At 40.1% G+C, this 22,661-nt stretch carries 13 protein-coding genes; 4 read left to right on the top strand and 9 right to left on the bottom strand.

Going from position 1 to position 22,661, the window contains the following annotated elements; genetic code table 11:
• Positions 1–3 precede the first annotated feature (3 nt).
• The 5 genes from UABAM_RS31265 to UABAM_RS31285 form a co-directional block, all read right to left on the bottom strand.
• Positions 4–1,761 (bottom strand): Na+/H+ antiporter NhaC family protein, encoded by a 1,758-nt coding sequence (locus UABAM_RS31265; protein WP_151971928.1) that lies wholly within the window; start codon positions 1,759–1,761, stop codon positions 4–6.
• 81 nt (positions 1,762–1,842) lie between these two features.
• Entirely contained in the window at positions 1,843–4,299 is a 2,457-nt protein-coding gene (locus tag UABAM_RS31270) for a YncE family protein (RefSeq protein WP_151971930.1), read from the bottom strand.
• Between the two features lie 113 nt (positions 4,300–4,412).
• Positions 4,413–4,946 (bottom strand): tetratricopeptide repeat protein, encoded by a 534-nt coding sequence (locus UABAM_RS31275; RefSeq protein WP_151971932.1) that lies wholly within the window; start codon positions 4,944–4,946, stop codon positions 4,413–4,415.
• On the bottom strand, positions 4,934–7,717 hold the full coding sequence (locus tag UABAM_RS31280) for a protein kinase domain-containing protein (RefSeq protein ID WP_151971934.1): 2,784 nt from the start codon (positions 7,715–7,717) through the stop codon (positions 4,934–4,936). Before UABAM_RS31280 ends, UABAM_RS31275 begins: the two co-directional genes overlap by 13 nt.
• A 208-nt stretch (positions 7,718–7,925) precedes the next feature.
• Entirely contained in the window at positions 7,926–8,396 is a 471-nt protein-coding gene (locus tag UABAM_RS31285) for a hypothetical protein (RefSeq protein ID WP_151971936.1), read from the bottom strand.
• A gap of 121 nt (positions 8,397–8,517) precedes the next feature.
• On the opposite strand from UABAM_RS31285, the gene UABAM_RS31290 reads away from it, so the two are divergent.
• The 3 genes from UABAM_RS31290 (at position 8,518) to UABAM_RS31300 (ending at position 13,826) form a co-directional block, all read left to right on the top strand.
• Entirely contained in the window at positions 8,518–10,701 is a 2,184-nt protein-coding gene (locus tag UABAM_RS31290; protein ID WP_151971938.1) for a fused response regulator/phosphatase, read from the top strand.
• A complete protein-coding gene (locus UABAM_RS31295) occupies positions 10,698–11,948 on the top strand; it encodes a serine/threonine protein kinase (protein ID WP_151971940.1) in 1,251 nt (416 codons plus the stop codon). The genes UABAM_RS31290 and UABAM_RS31295 overlap by 4 nt, the downstream gene beginning before the upstream one ends.
• Positions 11,949–12,101: 153 nt before the next feature.
• On the top strand, positions 12,102–13,826 hold the full coding sequence (locus tag UABAM_RS31300; RefSeq protein ID WP_151971942.1) for a hypothetical protein: 1,725 nt from the start codon (positions 12,102–12,104) through the stop codon (positions 13,824–13,826).
• 436 nt (positions 13,827–14,262) lie between these two features.
• Here the strand turns inward: UABAM_RS31300 and UABAM_RS31305 are convergent, their stop codons facing one another.
• From UABAM_RS31305 to wrbA, 3 genes are all read right to left on the bottom strand, one after another.
• A complete protein-coding gene (locus tag UABAM_RS31305) occupies positions 14,263–18,222 on the bottom strand; it encodes a WD40 repeat domain-containing serine/threonine protein kinase (RefSeq protein ID WP_151971944.1) in 3,960 nt (1,319 codons plus the stop codon).
• A 41-nt stretch (positions 18,223–18,263) separates the two neighbouring features.
• The gene (locus tag UABAM_RS31310; protein WP_151971946.1) at positions 18,264–19,694 is read right to left on the bottom strand and encodes a DASH family cryptochrome; all 1,431 of its coding nucleotides are present in this window, start codon (positions 19,692–19,694) and stop codon (positions 18,264–18,266) included.
• A 118-nt stretch (positions 19,695–19,812) separates the two neighbouring features.
• Positions 19,813–20,409, bottom strand: a complete 597-nt coding sequence (gene wrbA / locus UABAM_RS31315) for an NAD(P)H:quinone oxidoreductase (RefSeq protein WP_151971948.1) — start codon at positions 20,407–20,409, stop codon at positions 19,813–19,815.
• 265 nt (positions 20,410–20,674) lie between these two features.
• On the opposite strand from wrbA, the gene UABAM_RS31320 reads away from it, so the two are divergent.
• Positions 20,675–22,198, top strand: coding sequence for a sigma-54 interaction domain-containing protein (locus UABAM_RS31320; RefSeq protein WP_151971950.1), 1,524 nt, complete (start codon positions 20,675–20,677; stop codon positions 22,196–22,198).
• Here the strand turns inward: UABAM_RS31320 and UABAM_RS31325 are convergent, their stop codons facing one another.
• Positions 22,199–22,648, bottom strand: coding sequence for an SRPBCC family protein (locus UABAM_RS31325; RefSeq protein WP_151971952.1), 450 nt, complete (start codon positions 22,646–22,648; stop codon positions 22,199–22,201). It abuts the gene before it with no gap.
• Positions 22,649–22,661: the final 13 nt, after the last annotated feature.

The following is a 22,661-nucleotide window of genomic DNA, read 5'->3' on the forward strand; positions in this document are numbered from 1 at the left end:
ATATTATGCATACACGACAACGCACACAGTCCAACAAATAAGAGCCAATAGCATTGATGTTACCGCCACGGGTATTTGCGACTTCACATGATCCATTAAATCGCAACCAGTACACATCGAACTTAAAATAGTCGTGTCAGATATCGGAGAGCACTGATCGCCAAATATCGATCCGTTAAGTATGGTAGCGAAACAAACCATCATATAGAACTGTGGATCAGCGAGGCCGTTATTTACCGCAATCGCGTAAGAAAGAGGCATCCCCAAAGGAAAAGTCACCGCCATGGTTCCCCAACTTGTTCCTGTGGAAAACGAAATGACAATGCAAATAACCAATAAGATCGCTGGTAGCAAATAATAAGGTGTCTCCGAACCCAAAAGATCGACTAAGTATGCTCCTCCTCCGGCATTTTTACTCACATTACCGATGCAAATGGCGAGTAGTAAAATAACACTACCAAGAACCACCCCTTTCCAACCATTTGCCATTCCTTCAATCACATCGCGAAGTTTCATGCCACGAAAACAAGCCAAAAACATCGACAACACCAAGGAAATTCCAAACGCCGATAAAATTTGTGGTGTTCCTGATGCAATGTATGTACCGATGGCGATTCCCAATATAGTGAACAAAGGTAACAAAAAATCAATCATATGTGGCGCGTAGTTGCCTGGAACCTCGGCCAGTTCAAGTTCTTTTGAGCTTAATGGTTCCGCTCCCGGAGCATCAAGTGCACCTGTGTCGCGCGCTCGTTCCCTCGCCGCGCGCAATGTCCGACTCGGAAGTTTATCGATACTTACTAAGAATGTAGAAATCACCGCAAAGAGGGCATAAAAACTGTACGGTATACTGCGGAAGAAAAAATCAACGCGGTCTTGTTCCGTGGCTAGCCACGCAACACCTGAGACATATAGAAAAGCCTGTACGTAACCTGGCCAGGCGTTAAACGCCAGTATTGCTGCAATCGGTGAAGACGTGGAGTCGACAATAAGAGATAGTTCTTCATGGCTCACTTTTTCTTTGTCAGCAATAGGTTTCACTGTTGTACCAACCAATACAGCGCTAATGGTTCCCCCCTGAAAAAAGATAACACCCAAGAACCACGCAACCAGTTTTGCTGATTTGGGACCACGAACAAATTTTTTTGTCACGTATTCTGCGAATGCCAACGAAGCGCCTGTTTTTGCCCATATTCCCAAGAGGCCACCTAAAAACCATAAATACAGTATTAAAATGGTCGCGGCATTTGCTGTACCTATATTCGGTAAAAGAGCACTTGTGAAGACATCGATATCCCCAACAAGCAAAACACCACAAATGACCCCACTGCTCAAGGCTGTTATAGGCTCGCGTGTCCACCAACATAAAACAATGGCTATAAAAGCCGGAAGTAGAGACCATATTTGCCAATGGCGCTTTGCTGTTATTTGATAATATAAAGTTTTACCGTCTTTGACCGCGAAAACTACTTCTTCGGTGATAGAAGGAGCAAGACCTTTTGCATTGAGTTGCTGTAAGTTTTTCGCACTCAATACTGCCTTGTCTTCACTTACAGGTTCAGAAAGCTCTTGCTTTTTTTCGCGATAAATATAGTAAAAATTACCACTATCGTCTTGTTTGGCATCAATAGTAACTCTAGTTGTTGTCCAGGTAGGAGAAGTAAATTGACCTACATAAAAAGATAAACTCACCGCGACAAAAAATGCAATAAAACCAGCATTGCTAAAAAATGTTGTGGCGTTTTTAAGGAAAGTTTGCATATAGACCTCATGAGAATGTGTGGAGCGGGATTAACGTGGAATGTACAGCGTGTAGCAAAGAACTACACGCTGATATTTCGTTTATTTTTTTCTTAGAAATAGAAATGGCGCTTCGGCTTCATCGATGGCTTGCAAAAATTCAAGGATATCTCTTATTTGCGCATCATTGGCCCCGAAAGTAGAATGCTCTAGACCGTCGTCAACTCTTGGTAAGAATATATCTTCCAGTCTTTCCGCACGACCATTGTGTCCATAAGGTGATGTGTGGCGCACTCCTAGAAGCGAAGGAGGGTTGAAGGAAACGTTCTGTCCCAAAGCAGGTTGTGCATTGCCACGCACTTCAATGGGGTTATTTGGGTCAAAGGTTTCGAAATTTTGATTGATAATGGTAAATGTTTCGCCATTTTCATTGAATTCGAGAGTACTACGTGCCGGTCCAATGACCACAACGCCATCATCGAGCTGATTTCCTCCGATGTCAAATAGCGGCGTGTCCCACAAAATCTGCGAAGTTGTCCACTTATCTCCACTATGACAATCTACACAGAAAATTTCAAACGCATCGCGTCCGCGAAGTACGGCGGCGTTATCTAAATTGGTAGGACGGTTAAAAGTACGTATCCCCCTTTGGGTGTATAGTGTCATTAAATTCAAGGAATCAGAGATACCTATACGCCCTAAGTTTTCAACAAAGGTATTTTCATCGGGACCATGATTGAATACTTCATCAAAGTCTTCGACATCGCCTGGTTGCCCTTGGTCATCAATAACACGCTGTGCATCAGGAGTAAAACCAAAGCCTCCTTGTACATTACGCGCATTGTTGTTGAAATCGGTCACACTTCCGCGTACAGCATTCCAGTTCATGACGCGACGGTCATTGTCAGGATCAACGAATGAAAAACTTGCGTCTAAGGGAAGAGTTTGTCGTGGACCAGTACCAAAAATCCATGTAACACCGTCAGTTAAACCATCAGGGTGACAGGAAGCGCAAGAGCTCCAGTTGTCCTTAGAAGCCACGTTACGAAATCTATGAGTGTCGATATCGCGTACGTTTTGGTTCAATAAATCTTCTGCAGGTAAACCCATTCCAGTGTAAAATGCGAGTTTTCCTATCAGAATTTGATGTTGCTCCGTACCTGCTGGAGGCAATGTGGCGTTTTCGATCTTCGCAAGTTGCTCTGCCGCTTCGACATCAATCACGGTTGTTGTTGACTCCACATCTGAGTTTACATAGGCGCGGGTCGCGTCGCTGTTCATCACAATACCATTCGGTACATTGCCCACAGGTATGCGAAAAGCCGCTGGTACATCAAAAGCGATCTGGTCACCATTAAAAAAGCCTTTGGTAACAAAAGCTCCCGCACGACTCAAAAATAAAGCCGTATCGACCTCAATCGCCATAGCAATGGTGTCAGCAGAGAATGTGCGGTCAAGTCGAAAATCATTTCCTGCATCAAATGGAGGTATTGGTTCACGCTCATTTTTGAAGCGTGCATTTAGATTGAAATGTTGGTTGGCAACTTCAGCATTCGCACCTGTTTGGATCACACCAATAAGCGATTGAACATTCACATTGAAATTTACAGGAGGTTCTGGACTTGCCCCAATAGATGGCAAATAGATATTTGCCGTACCATCGCGAAATGTCATGGTGTGAAGCTGGTTGAAAAAAGCTCCTTGTGGTGCATTGCCTTTTGCGCCACCAGAGACTCTAAATACGGTTTGTTGAAAAGGAATACGGTTTGCGGTAAAACCAGTATCTCTTACAGGAGAAAGAGTGATCACATTTAGAATTTCATCGTTAGATACATCAATAAAAGCAATGCGTCCTTCTTTTCCATTGTCAAAACCTTCACGGCTATCCTTCGGCAACTGCTCTATAGGACGCCCGAAAAAGTCCGCGACAATAACATTTTCGTCTTCATCTGCATCATCGCCATTGTCACTAATTCCGATTGCATATGGATTCGCCAGTACAAAAGGATCAATATTTGTACCAAAAAATTCTAGTTCTATTGTGCGAATAACGGTATTTGTGGCGGTGTCAATCACCGAAACAGTTCCTTCTCCGTAGTTCGCGACATATAGTTTTTCGCCACTTGGAGTTAGCGCGGTACCACGCGGTTCAGATCCAACATTTATTGTTGCTAAAACAGCAGCGGTTCCACCACCAGGAACGGCAGAGATATCGATTGCGGTTACCGTGTTGTCTTGGCCGTTACTCACAAATGCGCGCGTAAAGTCTTTATTGATAGATACGCTGCGCGGATCTTTACCTACAGTGATTTCATCCACTTTGATGTTTTCATCATTGGCTACACGAAGAATCGATAGAGAACCATTTACATCTGACAGACGATTAAAAGCTACTCCCGAATCCGCACTGGCAATTCTATTGATCGCAACGACAAAATTGTCATCGTCGGAGATTTGAATTGTACTATTCTGAGAAGCGCGGCCGTCGAGATCTATGTCATCTCCGCAACCAACAAAAAAAACAAAACATAAAATATAAATAAATATACAATACTTCATCAGTTTGTAACGAGGTTACCTTAGGCAAATGCGCTTTTATCAAGAACATTTCCATTCAGGCTTCATCATTTACATTAACCCCGTATCTCCTTTCTGGAAAAAATCCATCTGACCTACTTGTTGATTTTTTCTATCTGCTGCAAATAACGTTGAATGCTTTTTTGTTGAGAAGAACTTTTCAAGCCTTTTGCGGCAATAAGAAATGATTTTTTTGCTTCGCTATACTTTTTTTGCTGAAGTAAAATAATACCTTGGTAGTAGTATAAATAACTCGCATCTTTACTTTTCAGATATTTTCTTTTTTCTTTGATTTGAGAAAAGTCGTTTAAACTATCCTGAAATCGATCTAAAAAAAACCGTGCAACACCCCGAAAAAATAAAAAATTGGACTTTGCTCCCGGATGTATTTTTAATCTGGTGGCAAAAATTTTATTTATGATATCCACTACACGCAGATACTTTTTTGTATTGTAGTAAATGTTAGCCAAGCGATAGTATGCCTCAATGTTATCTATTTTTTGAACTACTTTTTGATAATCTTTTACGGCTAAGTCTAACTGTTGTTTTTCTTCATATATTCTACCACGTAGCAAAAAAATATCTATATGGTTAGGGTATGAAATTACAAATTTTTCTATCTGCAGCATAGCAACTTCGTATTTTTTCTATATATAAGTGCTTCAATTTGCAAAGGCATCACTTGTCGCAAATTATACTTTACTTTAACAAGTTCGTTCAAAAGTATCAATGATTCTTGCCATTTATGCAAAGCAATCAAGTTTTTCGCCTTATGTAATTTTACCTGATATTTTTGATCTGGGGCATATTTTAAAATGAGATGTAGCTGTGCAATAGACTTTTGATATTTTTTTAACTTGTGATATATGTCAGAACTCGTTTTCAAGTACTTCACTTCTTTAGGGTTTTGCTTTAGAGCTTTTTTTATGTAAAACAGCGCTTTTTGGGGAGAGTTGGTGTGCAAAAATGCTGTGGCCAAATAGTGCGCCAAAAGATCTTCGCGTAACGCAAAGTAAAGAGCGGGAATATCGATCATCGTATGAATATTCTCCAAGGTTTTGGCAAAGGATAAGCGCTCAGTACCAAGTAATTGGACTGTTTTGTCATGATTATTTTTATGGCAAAAGATCGCCGCCAAATATTGATTGATCTCTTTGGTTTCCCCAAATGCTTGTGCAAAAAGAAATTGTTTTTTCGACTTATCATATTGGTGTTGGCGGTAGAGAAGCACACCATTCACGTAATAAATCCACTGTCTTAACTCCACAGGACAATCTTGTGGCAAATATTCGTATAGTGTATTAAACCACTTTACATCATCTACAATACCGAGTAAATAATATGCTTGCCAATATTCGGGCGTAAGCGCAATTGCTTTTTTTAAATATTTTTTCGATAAACCACTGCGCTGTTTTTGCCAATTTATACGCGCCAATAGGTAGTAATGATCTGCGCTCTTTTGCGTTAATAATACTTTTTCTATTTGACGTTGTGCCTCATCAAATCGCTTTAGATAATAAAGCGCGTAAGCATAATCTCCTAAAATTTCGTCTTCATTAGGTGATTGAACAACCACCTCCGCGAAATATTTGACCGCCTGTTGGTATTTTCTTAGTTTTAACCAACTTTGTGCTCTTATCTTTTGTATTTGTATATTGTTAGGATTATTTAGAAGATAGCCATAGCTCAAATAAATAGTTTTTGCAAACTGTTTATTCGAAAAATGAGCGAGTATTACATTGCGTTGGCGTAGATGATAAAATTTTTCATAACTCCAAAAACTACCCAAAACCACGAACACGAGCACAACCAATGTAGCGAGAACATACAACTGCTTACGCAATGTTTTTTTCGTTGCGCGCAAGCGATAAGTATAAGGTAATCGTCCTCGCTGAACGTCGTCAAAATCACGAAGGAGTCCTTTAATACTCACACATCGCCATGCAGGTTTTTTATACAACAACTGATACATAAATTTATGAATAGGTTCTGATAGTTTAACTTTGGGCTGTGGAGGCACCTCAGTCATATGCCCTTGCGCTACCTCCAGAAAATTTCCGTGGAATGGCTCTTTACCTGTCAGCATAACATACAATGTTACCCCAAGAGAGTATAGATCGGAACGATAATCTAGAGTCGCTCCCATGCACTGTTCCGGTGACATATAAGAAGGTGTCCCCAAAATCACATTGTCTTGCGTTAGTTGTGCATTACTGTTGATTGCTTTGGCAAGACCCAAATCGCAAATTTTCACATCTCCATCAACAGTGAGCATAATGTTGTCTGGCTTTAAGTCGCGATGAATAATGTCTTTTTCCCAGGCAAAGCTCATTGCTTGCAAAGCTTTGCCAAATATTTGCAGAGCCTCTGACTCGACCAAATAGCCTTGTTCTTTTATTTTTTCAGAAAGTGCGACGCCATCAATAAATTCCATTACGATATAGTAAATATTGTTTATTTCGCCAAATTTATATGCTTTGGTAATACCTTCGTGATCTAGAGACTGAGCTAAATCACATTCGCGAATGAAGCGTTGTAGGTCTATCAAATGCGTGTTATCTCTATCATAAAAAACTTTTATTGCTACGCGTTTTTGTGTACTGGTTTCATAGCCAGAGTACACTACACCCATCCCGCCTTCGGCGATCATTTCATCGGCTTGATATCCTTCAATAAGAGATGTTCCACCAATATCTTTTAACAAAGAAATATTGCATAGCGTATGTTCGTCAACCACTTTTAGATAAAGAATTAAATCGTATAAACGTACAAAATATTCGTCATTTTCCATCTCACTCTGTCTGCGAAGAAGATCCTGCATCTCCTCTGCCGAGACAATATCAAAATCAAGTAAAAGTTTGCAGAGTATATCGTCAGCAATAGATGTGCTTTGCGGACGAGAACCAGTGTGATGCTTTAACTTCTCTGGCGCGCCCAGTTTTTGCGTAGGAAGCGTCCCACGCTCTATTTGCTGTAGTTCAATGACACTTTTAATATGTCGTAGACGCTTGATACGTGAGTTGACAATGGAAATCAAATAATCAGGATGTACCGGTTTCTCAATGAAATCATCCGCACCAGCATCATAAGCACATAAGCGATTGTCAGGGTTATCGTGCGCAGATATAAGTATAATAGGTATCGTAACGTAGTTTTCTTGCCTGCGCAAGTGACGAATAAATTCCATTGTGTCAAAATCAGGAATGTACAAATCAAGAAGAATTAAATGCGGAGAAAACGTTTGTAAATCACGTTCTACCTGCGAAAGATCTTGGACAATACGCGCATTTATTCCCGCTTCATTTAAGGCCATAGCGCAAAAATTAGCTACGGCAAATTCGTCCTCGACAATAAGGACCTTGTTTTTTTCTATTTGTTGTGACTTTTGATTTAAAGTCATAGTAAATACTTTCCGATTCAACGACAATGTTCTAACAAAACACGCACCTATGAATTCCCCAAAGCTCCGTCTAGAAAAGACTTACATTCTAGCGCACAAACAATTCTTACACAACGAAATTTTCTCACTCTCGCAGATTTGATCGTAACGGAGCCAAATAAAACCACAGAACAAACAGAGATATTTTCAAATAACGCGATGAAGTACTTCAATGCTTTTGTGGAAAATTGTTTTTTTTGTAATGTACGACAGCACCATTTGACAGCAAAAAATTTGCCCCCTGCAAATGACGCCACGCGACAAGATCCTCGGTAAACGTTTTGCAATGCGATTTTTGTGTAGGGTGACTATCAAAAAATAAAATGTGTTCCTCACCTTTATTGGCAAATAGTCCCGACAAATTTAACTGGTAGCTAAAAACAGTTGTGTTCTCGCAAGGGCAAACTCCAAAATCCGTACTTGGGGAGTACTTTTGCAATTTTTGTCGCCACGATGTCAATTCTTTAGGATCGTTATTTGTATTTTTACGGTAGATAAAGTACACACTTCCCAAGTGGTTTAATTTTCCACGACACAGCAACTGCATTTTTCTTTGGTAAATTTGATGATAGGTACCTGCTACGAAAAGAATGAGCGAAAGTACTAGAAAAACTATTGCTGCGAAGTCGTATTTAGTCATTAGATTTAGCTCCGATTGTCGTAAAGATTTACAGGAAACTCATTGCAAAGAATAATGAATATCTTATAATTATAAGACGGGCAAAAGAAAAGACATAACTATTTCTTGTAGGGGTAATACTATGGATCGAGCAAAAAGAGAACTACAAAAAAAATCTCTTGAGTTTTTGATGAAGCTATCGAAAGTGATTCGCGACCGACAAATGTACAACGAAAAGCACCCTGTGGTAATAGCGGGTACCCAAAAAGCAGAGGAAGACCTACGCAATATATTGGCGAGCGTCACTTCGTTGTATTTTGGTAGAGGGGGAGCGGAAGGTGGAGAAAAGTTACTTATCCAGGGAGATAAAATAACCGAAAAAAACATCATCGCCGAACAATTTCTCCAACAGATGGCTGACCGTGAAATTGGTAAAGTAACCATCTCGCGCGGCGCATCTTCAGCAGAATTAGGAGCTTTAATTACGTTGATGAGTACCAAACGCGATCAGGTTCTTGTCGACGGCCGTATTGATCCACAACTCTTAGCCCCTTTCCAAAAGATAGAAATCGAAGAAGAAACATATCTCTCCAATATCGAAATGGAAGAACTTACCGAGGCCAAGAAATTTTTAGACAGTATTTTTAAAGAAGAGTTCAAAGACTTAAAAGGGCCTGAAGCGCTACAAAAAATAGGTAGTGTTATCCAAAAAATCCTACCACAACTTGCCGAAAAAGAATTTGGCAACGAAGACGAAGAAATTCGCGACTTCTTTGAAATGAGTATCGAAAACCTGGGTGGGGGAGACATAGGTAAAACCAAAACCAGTTTGAAAGAATCCGTCCAAACCATGGACCCCGAAGTACAAAAGTTACTCTTCGGTGGTGTCGTAAAATCGGAAAAAGACCTCGACAAAATTATAAAGAACTTTTCTGGCGAACGAAAAGCATCAATGATTGCCGAAGAAGTTACCAGCGGTAAAGATTTGTCCACAGCAATAGACAAGTTAGTCACCGAAAACGGCGACATTGTACAACTCGCCGAGGAAATTGCCAAAAAATTTGGTTTACAAGAAGGTGACCAAGGTTCTCAGGATAAGATGAACAAAATATTCGGGCTTCTGCAACAACTAGACCGCAACGATATTGTCATCGACAAAAAACGCGGCAACGTCTTAATTGCGGAAATGGAAGAAGAACCAATAAAAACATACCAAAACTTTTTCAAACAACTGCGTTTTGAAATAGACATTGTCAACGACGGAAAGGCGCTGTTGGAAAAAATCACCAAAGCAAAAGAAAAACCCGATCTCGTCGTCATGGACGCCAAGCTTCCGGAAATGTCGGGTATCGAAGTGTTGCGCAACCTAGACTCAATGCGTATTTGTATACCAACCATTATGTGTACAGATATGGCAAGTGCCCAAGGTTCTTTCGAAGTACAGATGCACCGCAAGATGGATTTCCACGCCAAAACCGATTTGGCCGTAGAAAAACTGTTGCCTTTCATCGATGAGCACTGCCCTCCAATTGTCGTTGATGATCCTATCCCAACGGACCCAATTCCAACAGATCATCTACCTGATGAAATGAAAGCAGAACTTAAAAAAGCCCGGGAAATTCAACGCAATCTAATGCCCAAATCGTTTCCTCAAATCGACGGTTTGGAAATCTTCTCGTACTACAAAGCCTACGATATGATCGGTGGTGATTACTTCGACGTCATTCAAATCAACGAAAATAAAGTCGGTTTTTTAATTGCCGACGTATCAGGTCACGGAATCACCGGAGCGATGGTAATGGTTATGGTTCGTTCCGCTGTACACACTTGGGCACCTCACTGCGAAAGTCCTCGTGAACTTTTGAAAAAGGTCAATCCTATGGTGGCGCGCGATATCTTACCAGGCTTCTTTTGTACCGTTTACTACGGCATACTGGATATAGAGAAAAGAGAACTTTGTTGCTCTTGCGCGGGACACAACCCCGCCGTGATATGGCGACAGAATGAAAAAAAATGCATTGAAACCAAAAAAGGTGGTATGCCCTTGGGAATTTTATCGGGCAACGCTTTTGAGAGAACGCTACAAGAAGAAACGATCCAACTGGATCCTGGAGATCGTTTTATCCTATTCACCGACGGTTTAGTGGAAACGATGTGTCCTGACCAAGAGGAATACGGAGAACCTCGACTATTTGAAACAATTGCTCGCGGAGCAGATTTACGTTCGGATGCCTTTACCAAGTATATTGTTTGTGGGGTTTTGCGCCATCAAAATACAGGCCCCCAACACGATGATTTAACGATGTTGAGCATGAGGGTTGTATGATGCATACAAATATAGGCCGGTTAGCTGTAGAAAAAAAGTGGCTAACCGAAGAGCAACTGCAACAAAGCGTAGAGATCATGGACAAAACCGAAGGTCAGGAAAGCATAGAACAAGTGCTTTTTAACCACAAACTTTTGTCCAAAGATCAAATTATCAACTTACAAAAAAGACGCAAAGTAAATATCAAAAAAATTGAAAATCAGGCAATGGTCGACTACATCGTAAAAATGAAAGTCGTCCCGCGAGAAAAACTAAAAAATTGCTTGAATATTCAACAGCGTGCCTTAGAACAAAAAACATTTATCCCTATAGACCAGTTGGTTGTCTCTCATGGATTGGTACAACAAGCGCGTATCAATGAAATTAAAGAAGCAAGAGAAATTCGCCGTTATATTCAACAGGCGGTCTCCAGCGATGACCCCAGTCGTAAGGGGCTCATCAACCGTGTACTTGGTGGATATCAACTCATCTCTGAAATAGCTTCAGGGGGAATGGGAATTGTCTACCGTGCGGTGCAGTTAGAGTTGGAACGTACCATAGCACTTAAAATTCTCTTTGACCAATTTGCGCGCAAAAAAAAGCATCTCAACCAATTTTACCGAGAAGCTCGTTTATCTGCCGCTCTAAATCATCCAAACCTCGTTCACATTTTTGAAGTAGGCAATGACCAAGGTTTCTACTACTATTCCATGGAACTTGTCGAAGGTGTCAACTTGGGGGATCGTCTTCTAGAAGAACAAAAACTTTCACAAGAAGATGCACTAGATATTATCACCCAAGCAGGTCAGGGACTAGAGCATATTCACTCATTTGACATTGTACACCGCGATATCAAACCATCGAACTTCATTATTCGTCATGATGGAATCGTAAAAATCATGGACTTGGGATTGGCACGTCAACTGTCCAAATTACAAAAAAAAGCTTCGACCATGGGAACACCTTACTATATGTCTCCAGAACTGATTCATAATCCTCAGGAAGCAAACCAACGAGCAGACATATATGCCTTGGGAGTATCTTTTTACAGACTTTTAACCGGAGAGTATCCGATTACCGGTAACGACGCAAAAGAGATTCTCAAAAACATCAATGAGCAAATTCCTATACCTGTCACCCAAGTTGTTCCCGAAGTTAGCCCAGAAATAGAAAAAATTATTGATAAAATGATCGCCAAAGACCCCAATGAGCGTTACCAAAATATGACCGCTGTACTCAACGATTTAGATCGCGTACTGATTATATAAAAGTGTTTTATCTACAATACTTCGCAACAAAATAGCTAGAAACCGCCAAAAAAGTTCCAAATAAAGGAACTTTTTGCGTAGAGAATTGTCTAACGAGTACAAACTTGTGAATCTTTGAGGGTAAAATTCGCAAAACTATATGCAGAAAGGGTCGTGATGAATGTAATCCAAAAAGCCATTAGTCGCGCTAAGTATCGTATTATTATGGAAGTTTTTTTGAAAGCTCTTGTACACAGTGCCTTGGTCGTGTCTATTTTTTGTGCATGTGTCATCGTATTAGTGCGTCTATTTTTTCCTATAGCGGAGCACAATAGTTTCTATATTGCGGCAGCTACTCTAGCCATTTTATATCCTCTGTGGAAGCTCGCTAGACTCAATCTATCGTCACAGCAAGTAGCCATTGCCATCGATACAAGAGCTGGGTTAAAAGAACGCGTTTCTAGCGCATTGGTCATTCCTCAAAAAAATTCTTTGGCAAAACCCATTCACGAAGACGCGGTTTCTCATGTCGAAAAAACAGATGTTCGTGGACTATTCCCCATTGTTACACCTAAAATAGCAAAGGTTTTAGGTGTAGCCCTCGTTACAGTAATTATTACCGCAATCATACATAACATGTTCCCGCAAAAAGATGTACTTGGATGGGGAAAGCAATACACAAAAACCAAAGAAGTCGAAAAACGTCAGAAAAAAGTCGCACGCAAGTTGTTAAAGAAAATAGCGAAGATGAAAAAAGATCTTCCCAAACTCTCTCTAAAAAACAAAAACATCACCATGGTGATAAAAAAATTAGAGAAGTTGGCCAAAGATATGCAGAAAAATCCCAAAAAAAGCATAAAAAAGAATCAACTCAAAATGACCCAACTTTTAGAGAAATTGGAAGATCTACACAAAAAAACCCAAGAAAAACTCGTTAACTCTGAAAAAATGACCAACAACGACGCAAAATCAGAAGATTTAAATGACACCAAAGCGCTATTGGAAAATATGCAACAAGGTAAGTTTGAAAAAGCGGCAGAAGAGCTAGAGAAACTGCGCAAGAAAATTGAAAAAATGTTTGCAAAAAAACGTTTGCGCCGCAGAAAGAAAAAAGCTCCCACCGCCGAAGAAAAGAAAGAGATGGCCGAACTCAAAAAAGAGCTAGATAAGTTGCGAAAAGCTCTCAACAAAGACAACGAATTGTCCAAAGAGTTGCAAAAAATACTGAAAGAACTTGCCGAACAAATGAAGCCCGATTACTTAGAAAAAGAAACAGCCAAAAACAAGAATATCGAAGAGCAAATGAAAAACATCAAAGATATGCAAGAAAAGCTCAAAGATATGAAAAAATATCTCGAACAACTCAAGGCACTCAAAAAAATGTACGCTTCTCTAAAATCGGAGCGCAAAGCCCTATCCGACAAAGATAAAAAAGGTATCGAACAAAAATTTGGCCAAGGCAATGGCCAGGGACAAGGCCAAGGACAAGGTCAAGGCCAAGGCCAAGGCGGTGGAAAACTGCCCATTCTCGGACAAGGTGGAAACGGACAAGGCCAGGGACAAGGTCAAGGAATGGGCAATGGCCAAGGCCAAGGACAAGGCCAAGGAAACGGTAGCGGTGGAAAAGGCAAAGGCGGCGGAGTTCCTCCCAAAGGAAAAAACAATGGGAAAAACAACTGGAAGAAAGAAGTTGTCAAAGGCAACAATTTCAAAGGTAAAAAAGTCGCAGAATTCAAATTCCGCGGTGAAGCCCCTAAAGGTGAAGCTCGTGTAAAATACGAAGAGTATGTCAAGGAAGCGATGCAAGAAGTGGAAAGCGGCATTTCCGAAGAGAAGATTCCCAAAGAGCATGCGGAGCATGTAAAAAAATACTTTTCCGATCTTTTAGAGCAGAAATAAATTTTCTGTCTCTGGGATTTTAAATAAAATATGTCTACCACAGTGTCAAACTAAGAGTAAAAGCCTTCTCAATAAAGACTTACAAAGCCGTGTCACTCCTGGCTTGACCAGGAGTCCACAACACAAAGTTAAATTGTATGCGCCTGGATCCCTGATCAAGTCAGGGATGACCGTGCCCGACAGCTCGCTGTTGTTTTATTAAAATGAAACTACTTCAACTTGCTGTTGGGATTGTACAATTTGGTCGTATAAAGTGTTGTACAGTTACTACTTACGGTCAAAATTGCAAAACCATTTTGTTTTGTAGTTCCAGAGAACACGGCTTTGTAAGGTAGTTTTTTAGTTTCAGAGAAAAAAATGTAATTCTTTTATTTGTATTACTTTACATCTTAGCTTGACAGCCATGTGCTTTTGCAGGAATGACTGTGACACCTCATCAATACCATAACCTCTCAAATCTTCCCTCTTTACTCTGCAAGCTATCATCCACGTAAACGCCAAATAACACTTCGGTAAGTTTCTGAGGCTCGCGATCAAGGATTTTTTCGATAAAAATACCCGGAAAGTCGCTACGGAAATCAAACGCAGATTTTTTCATTTCGTCTTGTTCTACAAAAAAAAGATCTTTGTAATAAGATGATAGGTGAATATCGTCAGGGACCACATCGAGATCTAACACCACCGTATCTCCATTGGCTTTTCCCAACAGATATTTATGTTGAAATTCGTGAGATGAAATACATGTGGCCACAACAGGAAACTCTTTGTAAAGTTCTCCCGAGGCAACCTTTCTCACCTGTACATTTGTCTTTGTCGCCGTGAGTAAATACTGACCATCGTATGACAAGCAAGCGCTCTTGGTATAAGGAATATTCCACTGTCTTCGAGTCTTAAGAGAGCTTAAATTCCATAAAAATACCGTTTTAAAACCCACCGCTACGAGAAAATTTTTCTTCAGAAATAGAAAATTCTGTCTATTGTCATTGCGATTTATTAGAGACAATTCCGCAATTCGTTGTCGTTTTGATATGTCCCACACCGTTATATTTCCAAACAACTCAAGTGCAAATAACTTTGTCGCATCTTCAGAAACGACAAAATCGACAATAAACTTACGATGTTTGCCAATGATTTGATAACGCTTCGTTTGTAAATCCCACAAACGTATCTCGTAGATATTCTTAGACAAGGAAGTGCTAAAAACTTGTTGCTGTTTTTGTGGATGAAAAATCGCCTTGATAAAAAAGCCCGGCTTATCTGCTATCAATTTGGCGCTTTCTTTTGTGGTTACGTTGTATGTGTGGAAAGCTGATCCCCCCATCGACATCAATAGAGTGTTATCCACATTGAAATCTACAGAAGTTTGATCTTCCTTAAAATGGATCTCCACAGGTTTAAAAGATGTCGTATCATGTATGATGACTCTGTGATCGTCATAGCTCGTTACTGTCAAGGCTCCGTCGCGACTAAACCGTGTATTGATTACGGAAAGTTTAGAAGTGTGCTCTTTAGCTGATATATTCTTAGATGTAAAGGGCTTTGTACATAACATGTTCACTTCTACTGACAAAGCTCCATTTGTAAAACCTTTGGCGATAAAATTTTTCTGTGGATTCATCGCGATGGCCGTTGTTTTCTTTTCAATATTTGTTATTCCTCCGTTTGCACTATGCATAACAAAACTCTCGTTGTGCGATAGGCATAATATCTTTTTTACATCCTTTGTGAATAAGGCTCCGCGAATTTCTTTAAAGTTAGATGCCAGTCTTTTTACTCTTTGCGCGGTACGTAAATCAACAATATGTAAAGTATTGTTGTTCTCTTCTTGTAATAGAGCGTAATTCCCGCTGGCATCATAGTCAATATTGACGATCGGCTGATCGGTATGAAATAAAAACAACAGTTTTTTCTTCCACAAATAAACGCTTTTTTCTGTTGCCAAAACTAAGCTATCATTGAAGGGATGGAAACGTATATATTTCAGAGGGTGTTTAAACGAAATTTCTCGTACGAAGCGCCCGCTTAGAGTACTTACAGTGATGTGATTATCAGAGTAACGAGCAATGTACTTACTTGTAACATCAACAGCTGCATCGCCTATATTTACTTTACGTAAAGGTGTATTGCTGGATAGTCTATAAAACAATAAATATTTATTTTTCTTGCGTGTGGTACCAGAGTACTCCATGCAATATACGACAAAATTTTGCTCATCGAGAAATTTTCCATAAAAAGCGTTGCTACTATCTATTTCGTAAAGCAATTCTCCATTTTGCGCATTCCATATACGTAACATTCTATCATAATTTAACGTAAGTATTTTTTGTGAATCGGGACTCCAAGAAATGGTTCCGACACTATTGTTAACATCAGAAATATCGTTGAGTTTTTTTCCACTTTTAAGATCGTATCGCGCGACCGAGTACTCTGCACAAGTGAAAACATCTTCCTTATTTGTAAAACAACATTTTAAAGATATAGAATAGTTGGGTGTTGGTATTTTTTTGTTCAAAACCAACTGCATGTTTTTCCACTCAAAAACAAAAAGAAATTCCTCATTCACAAAAGCAAATTTTTTCGCGGTAGGTGAAACCGTCAAAGAAGTAGTTGTTCCTATATAACGGAACTGATTTATCTTTTTCGAAGCTACATGGAATGTACTCATCTTACCATTATCAATAAAAATTAAATTGCCATTTGTGACAAACCCAATATGGCGCTCAAGTTTCCCACAATGAAACTGGTGCAACAATTTACGTTTTTGCACATCCCACACATAGATTGTATTTTTTAAAATACCGGCCATCCATGAATTACTTTGGTCAATGCACAACGAACGCATCAAGCCAGGAATTTTAATGGTATGAGAATGGCTAGTTGCTAAATCTACCACATGCAACTTATCTTGATAACATGCAACTAACGATTTGTGGTTGGCAATAAAACGTCCAGGATAACTTTTCAGGATTTGTCGTAATTGATGTGTCGTGGTGTCAAAAAGATAGGTACCCTTTTGCACGTGGTCGCGAATAACAACGACGATATTCTTTCCCGCGCGACTTGCATCGGAAATCTCTCCATCTATCGAAAATTTCATTTTTAATTTTGCCGACGCGACATCCCACAATGTAATAGCGTCCTTCTCTACCACGTATAAATATTCATCATCCTGGGAATACAAAAGTAATTTTATGCGTTTATTTCTAGCGTATACCCCAGGATATTTCCACAATAATTTATTGTGAAACAGAGCTTGCTTTATATGTTGCTTTGCCTGTCGGCGTATAGACGTCGCACTATCATCATGATAATTCTGTACAAACTGTAGCGCAGTTCCTGCCAAACTACCTGCATGGTTCCAACGAGAGCTTTGTCTTGCCTCTTCGGCTTCCCTCAAGGCAACGTTCGCCAATGTAAAGGCGATGGCGCGTTTTTCTTGCTGTACTTTGGTATTGGCGTCGTGCGCTTGCTGCAAGAAATAAAAAAGGTATCCACTCAGGACAGACAATAAAACAAAAGAAACGAATACCACAGTACTCAGAACTTTGTACCGCGCCATCACGTGGAAAAAATGTCGTGCGGAGTTGTATTTTTTTGCGGAGACCGGTCGATTGCGTTTTAGATTTTTGAGATCGGTAATAAGTTGTGAAAAATTCTGATAGCGCTTTTGCGGATTCTTTTCCAAACATTTCAAACACACCGCTTCCACATAGGGTGATATACGTTTGTCTATTTGTCGGAGTAAAGTAGGGTCGTCGTGCCACACTTGAAATAAAATACTTGCGTGTGTTTCGCCGTCAAATAACTTTTTGGAAGTGAGGGCTTCATACATTGTCGCTCCGATAGAGTAAATATCGCTCTGTTGTGTAGCACTCCCGCTGATTTGCTCTGGAGACATATAGGAAAGCGTTCCAATAATGTCTCCTGTTTTAGATAAACTTTCTTCGTTATGGGTCTTGGCAAGGCCAAAATCCATCAGCTTTGCGACACCGTTTTTCGCGATCATAATATTACTGGGTTTTATATCACGGTGTAGAATACCATGACGATGCATGTAGTTTAGAGCTTCGCAAATCGGTATCAAAATATCGATGACTTGTAAAGACGAGAGTTTCTCCTCGCGTATCAAATCAGCAAGAGAAACGCCAGAGATGTACTCCATAGTGAAGTATGGATACGGACTTTCTCCAAAGCCTAAAAAATTGACAATGTTGGGATGTTGTAGGTTTGACATAACAGAACACTCTTGTAAAAATCGCTTCATGTTCTGTTGCTGTAAAACAATTTTAAGAGCGACTTCCTGCTTTAAAGTTGTGTCGACGGCTTTGTACACAGCTCCCATTCCACCACGACCAATTTCTTCGTGTAGGATGTAACGCCCAAAACGTTTTGACAAAACTTACCTCCTAACTCTGGCTTGTCATTCGATCTTCATCGTCAATCCAAATTATGCGGTTTCAATTTGTGAAAGCTACGCGGAACGATTAGCGGATTTGCATAACTATGCCCTAACTGAATATTCGCCTCTCGCAACGTTTTTTGTGATAAAAAAAACGGATAATGTATGGACTTCCCAGGTAACGCCGCCAATTCTGGTAACCAATGTCGAACATAATCGCCTTGTGGATCGTAGGACAACGCTTGTTTTAGGACATTGAAATAACGATTTTCTCGCGGATCATTTCCCACCCCGGCCACATAACACCAATTGCCGTAGTTACTACAAACATCGTAATCAATCAACATAGACTCAAAATACTCCGCACCTCGCAACCAATTGACTTTTAAATCTTTTGTTAAAAAACTCGCCACATTTTGCCTACCGCGGTTTGACATAAATCCTGTTGCATTTAGCTCACGCATGTTAGCGTCAATGAATGGAATGCCCGTTTGTCCTTCTTGCCACGCCACAAATGCGTCTTCATTGCCTTGCCAGCTTACCGGCTCGTTGCGCATTCCCTCGGGAGAGAAAATTTGGTTCCCCACATCATCGGCAACAAAGCGAAAGAAATCGCGCCACAATAACTCAAAAATCAGCCAATACGTCGACTTGTTCTTGTGACGTCGTTGCTCATATTTCTTTACCTCTTCATAGATCCAACGCGGTGACACGCAACCTAAGGACAACCACGCAGAAAATTTTGAGGAGTAGTTTGCTCCGAGAAGACCGTTGCGCGTATTAAAATACTCTTTAAGACAATCCTCTTCCCATAAGTATTGACGAACGCGTTCTTGTCCTGCGCTTTCACCTCCGGTGAACGACAATACACTACGTGGTTCGACACGATAATCGGCAAAAAACGCCTCCAGCGTTGGTATATCACCAGGGCTATCTATCTGTGGTGTGTTTAATTTTTTTGGTGTAGGTAGTGTCTTGCGCACCGAACACTTCTTTTCCACACGATTACGAAATTTGCTAAAGGTGTTTAGACAATGATCTATATCATGAGGTAGATCGTCGTCGTGCATTAAAGTACTTCCCCAATAACGAAAAACTTTGACGCTATCATCGAGAGCAGCGATCACTTGTTTTTCACACACGATTTCCTCATGTGTCACCTCGTCGTGAAAGTGAATTTCTTTGGCCTTGAATTTTTTCGCTAGCTGTGGAATTGCCACCGCTGGATTGTCATGGCAAACAATCAAATGCCCTCCGATGTTTTGTAAACTTTGGCGCAAGTCATGTAGTGACTCCAAAATAAATTTCGTGCGGTGCACGCCTGTTTTCGGAAAACCAAATGAAGTTTTACCATGAAGGCTGGGATCAAGACAATACACGGGAATGACAATTTTGTTGCTACAATTTACCAGTGGTTCATGGTCATGGATGCGTAGATCATTGCGATACCAAAGAATGGCTGTTTGCATTGGTGAATAACTCCTGTTTGACAATGAAAATTACTGTTTACAATGGCAAATGCCTGCCCTATAACAAAATGGAAGGCAACATTTGCCAAAATTGTTTACTTAAAATATAAGACGCTATTTACGACAATTTTTTTGCCACTTCAGCGACATGCTTCCCTTGGAACTTGGCCATCGTCAATTCCTTTTCATGGACTTGCCTTGAACCATCTGCTCCCGCAATCGTCGAAGCACCGTAAGGAGAGCCTCCAAGAACTTCACTTATGTCCGTCAGTTCCGAACAGCTATATGGTAGACCAACAATAACCATACCGTGGTGTAGTAGAGTTGAATGAAAAGAGGTAATCGTTGTTTCATTACCTCCCCCAGTTCCGGTAGAGGTAAATACGCTTCCTACTTTACCAATTAATCCCCCCTCCATCCATAGTTTTCCTGTCTGGTCTAAAAAGTTGCGCATCTGCGCAGCCATGTTCCCAAAACGCGTAGGTGAACCAAATATAACCGCATCGTAATCACCTAATTCTTTGGGATCAGCTACGGGTGCTGGCTGATCTACTTTTGCACCTATTTGTTTCAGTTTTTCTTCGGGAATGAAGTCTTCCACTTTTTTTACAACAACCTCGGTGCCTTCTACCTGTCGGGCACCTTCCGCCACAGCATTCGCCATGGTTTCTACGTGTCCATACATACTGTAATAAACAACTAGTACTTTTGTCATTTTTTTCTTCCTATAGGTTGTAGAAAATTCTTTGTAAAATTTACTAGTATGCATATGCATACTAGTGTCTTCTTAAGCTCAATTCATGCCTGCTTAAAAAAAATCTAGAAATACTTTTTTTTACCAGTGGCTGTTAAGTTATAAAGCCACAAAACTTCTACATGACAACTTCGATATTTTTTTTACCGAAAACTTTTTTTTGAAAAAACCGGCGTATTTTAGGTATATTAAAGACAACTATTTTTCGTTTTTTTAGGATTTTTTAATGAAATCTAAATTATTTCGTTCCGCAATGGATAGTGCATGTGATGGCATTGTCATCGCCGATAAAGAGGGAAACCGCCTTTACTTCAACCCTTCTTTTTCCAAAATGTTCGAGTGGCCTCTGGAACAAATGACCGAAAAAACCAAACGAAACATTTTTGGTGATCAACAAAAGGCCAACGAAATGTTTTCCGCTGTGTGGTCGGGAAAAAGTTGGTCGGGCGAAATGCTGATGCAATCTATAAAAGGTAAAAAATTTTATGCACTAAATAACTCCAATGCCATCAAAGATAGTAAAGGTAACATCATTGGAATATTTGGCGTTTACACTGATATTACCGAAAAGAAAAAAGCACAATCGCAATTACAAAAAGCATATACCGACTTGCAGGAAATGAATAAAGAACTCGAAACTCGGGTACAAGAAAGAACCAAAGATCTGGAACAAACTATCCAAAAATTAGAAGCTGAAATTGCTCGTGGAAAAATTCTTTCCCAAGAAAATATTTACCTAAATCAGCAAATTCGCAAAGAATTACATTTTGGGTTTATGGTCGGTACGAGCGCCGCATTTGCCAAAACCTTAGACCAAGTTAAATTAGTGGCACATACCAATTCTACCGTACTCATTAACGGAGAATCGGGAACAGGTAAAGAATTAGTGGCAAGAGCTATCCACGAAAGCAGTGACCGTAAAGATCGCCCGTTGGTAAAAGTTAACTGTGCTTCTGTTCCCAAAGAACTATTTGAAAGCGAGTTCTTCGGTCATGTAAAAGGGGCATTTACAGGTGCCTTTACCGATCGTGTCGGAAGATTTCAACTGGCAAATGGCGGTACGCTTTTCCTAGATGAAATTGGCGAAATGCCATTATCCCTACAAAGTAAATTTTTGCGTGTACTACAAGAAAAGCAATTCGAAAGACTCGGGGATCCCAAGACGCATAATGTCGACGTGAGAATCATTGCTGCGACGAATAAGGATTTGCTATGTGAAGTTACCAAAGGCAACTTTCGCAAAGATTTATACTATCGATTGAGTGTATTCCCTATACAAATACCTCCTCTAAGAGAAAGAAAAGAAGATATTGTACCTTTGGTAAAGCACTTTACGGATATTCTTGCCGAAGATCTCAAAGTGAAACAACCCAAAATTTCTCCCGCGCAAATGACAAAACTACAGAACTATTCGTGGCCAGGAAACATTCGCGAGCTAAAAAATGTCGTAGAGAGAGCACTCATTATTTCACAGAATGACGCATTAAATTTTACTTTAGATAAACGCGACTTCTCGCAGTTTTCTCACGAGGATGCAAAGCCACAAAGGCCACGGGATTTTCATGTGGACATCAACAATATGACGTTGCAAAAATACAAACTCTTAGAAAAAGAAATTTTACTCAACGCCCTAGAAAAATGTCAGGGGAAAATTTATGGTTCCGATGGAGCAGCGCAATATTTACAAATTCCCGCCACAACTTTGACCTCTAAAATGAGAAAATTTAACATTTCCAAAAAGTGGCAATAGTTATGCGTTTTGTAGTCCGTAACGTCGATGAACCTCCGTTTGAAAATTATCCAACATGCGTGGAAAATTAATGTTCATCAGCTGTTTTACAATCTTCTTCGATGCGATCATCGGCACTTTTAAATTTACTTCATAGTCACCTTCAATGTGGTCGTCTTGTTCGGTAAACTTCCATCCACCGTCAAGTGAGGCAAAAAAGCCTGATTTCTGTTGAAAGGTGATGCGATCCGCCGCGATTTTTTTCGTGATAACCGTATATTGCACAGGGACAATCAAATTTGCATAAAACGTGACTTCATTGCGTTCATCATCTTTGGCGATGACTTTTGCAGAGGAAATCGAATCGATAAACTGGGGGTACTCCCATGTCTGCATGATGACTTGTCGCACTGTTTCTAAATCTGCTTGAAATGCAACTGTTTTCGTTAGCGATACATTTTTCGTCCACATAATAAAAACCTTT

The sequence above is a fragment of the Candidatus Uabimicrobium amorphum genome (assembly GCF_009002475.1).
GTDB classification, from domain to species: Bacteria; Planctomycetota; Uabimicrobiia; order Uabimicrobiales; family Uabimicrobiaceae; genus Uabimicrobium; species Uabimicrobium amorphum.

Bases quoted from the DNA above. Each gene is read 5' to 3' on its own strand.
- UABAM_RS31265 (WP_151971928.1), bottom strand. From the start codon at position 1,761: ATGCAAACTTTCCTTAAAAACGCCACAACATTTTTTAGCAATGCTGGT.
- UABAM_RS31270 (WP_151971930.1), bottom strand. From the start codon at position 4,299: ATGAAGTATTGTATATTTATTTATATTTTATGTTTTGTTTTTTTTGTT.
- UABAM_RS31275 (WP_151971932.1), bottom strand. From the start codon at position 4,946: ATGCTGCAGATAGAAAAATTTGTAATTTCATACCCTAACCATATAGAT.
- UABAM_RS31280 (WP_151971934.1), bottom strand. From the start codon at position 7,717: ATGACTTTAAATCAAAAGTCACAACAAATAGAAAAAAACAAGGTCCTT.
- UABAM_RS31285 (WP_151971936.1), bottom strand. From the start codon at position 8,396: ATGACTAAATACGACTTCGCAGCAATAGTTTTTCTAGTACTTTCGCTC.
- UABAM_RS31290 (WP_151971938.1), top strand. From the start codon at position 8,518: ATGGATCGAGCAAAAAGAGAACTACAAAAAAAATCTCTTGAGTTTTTG.
- UABAM_RS31295 (WP_151971940.1), top strand. From the start codon at position 10,698: ATGATGCATACAAATATAGGCCGGTTAGCTGTAGAAAAAAAGTGGCTA.
- UABAM_RS31310 (WP_151971946.1), bottom strand. From the start codon at position 19,694: ATGCAAACAGCCATTCTTTGGTATCGCAATGATCTACGCATCCATGAC.
- wrbA (WP_151971948.1), bottom strand. From the start codon at position 20,409: ATGACAAAAGTACTAGTTGTTTATTACAGTATGTATGGACACGTAGAA.
- UABAM_RS31320 (WP_151971950.1), top strand. From the start codon at position 20,675: ATGAAATCTAAATTATTTCGTTCCGCAATGGATAGTGCATGTGATGGC.
- UABAM_RS31325 (WP_151971952.1), bottom strand. From the start codon at position 22,648: ATGTGGACGAAAAATGTATCGCTAACGAAAACAGTTGCATTTCAAGCA.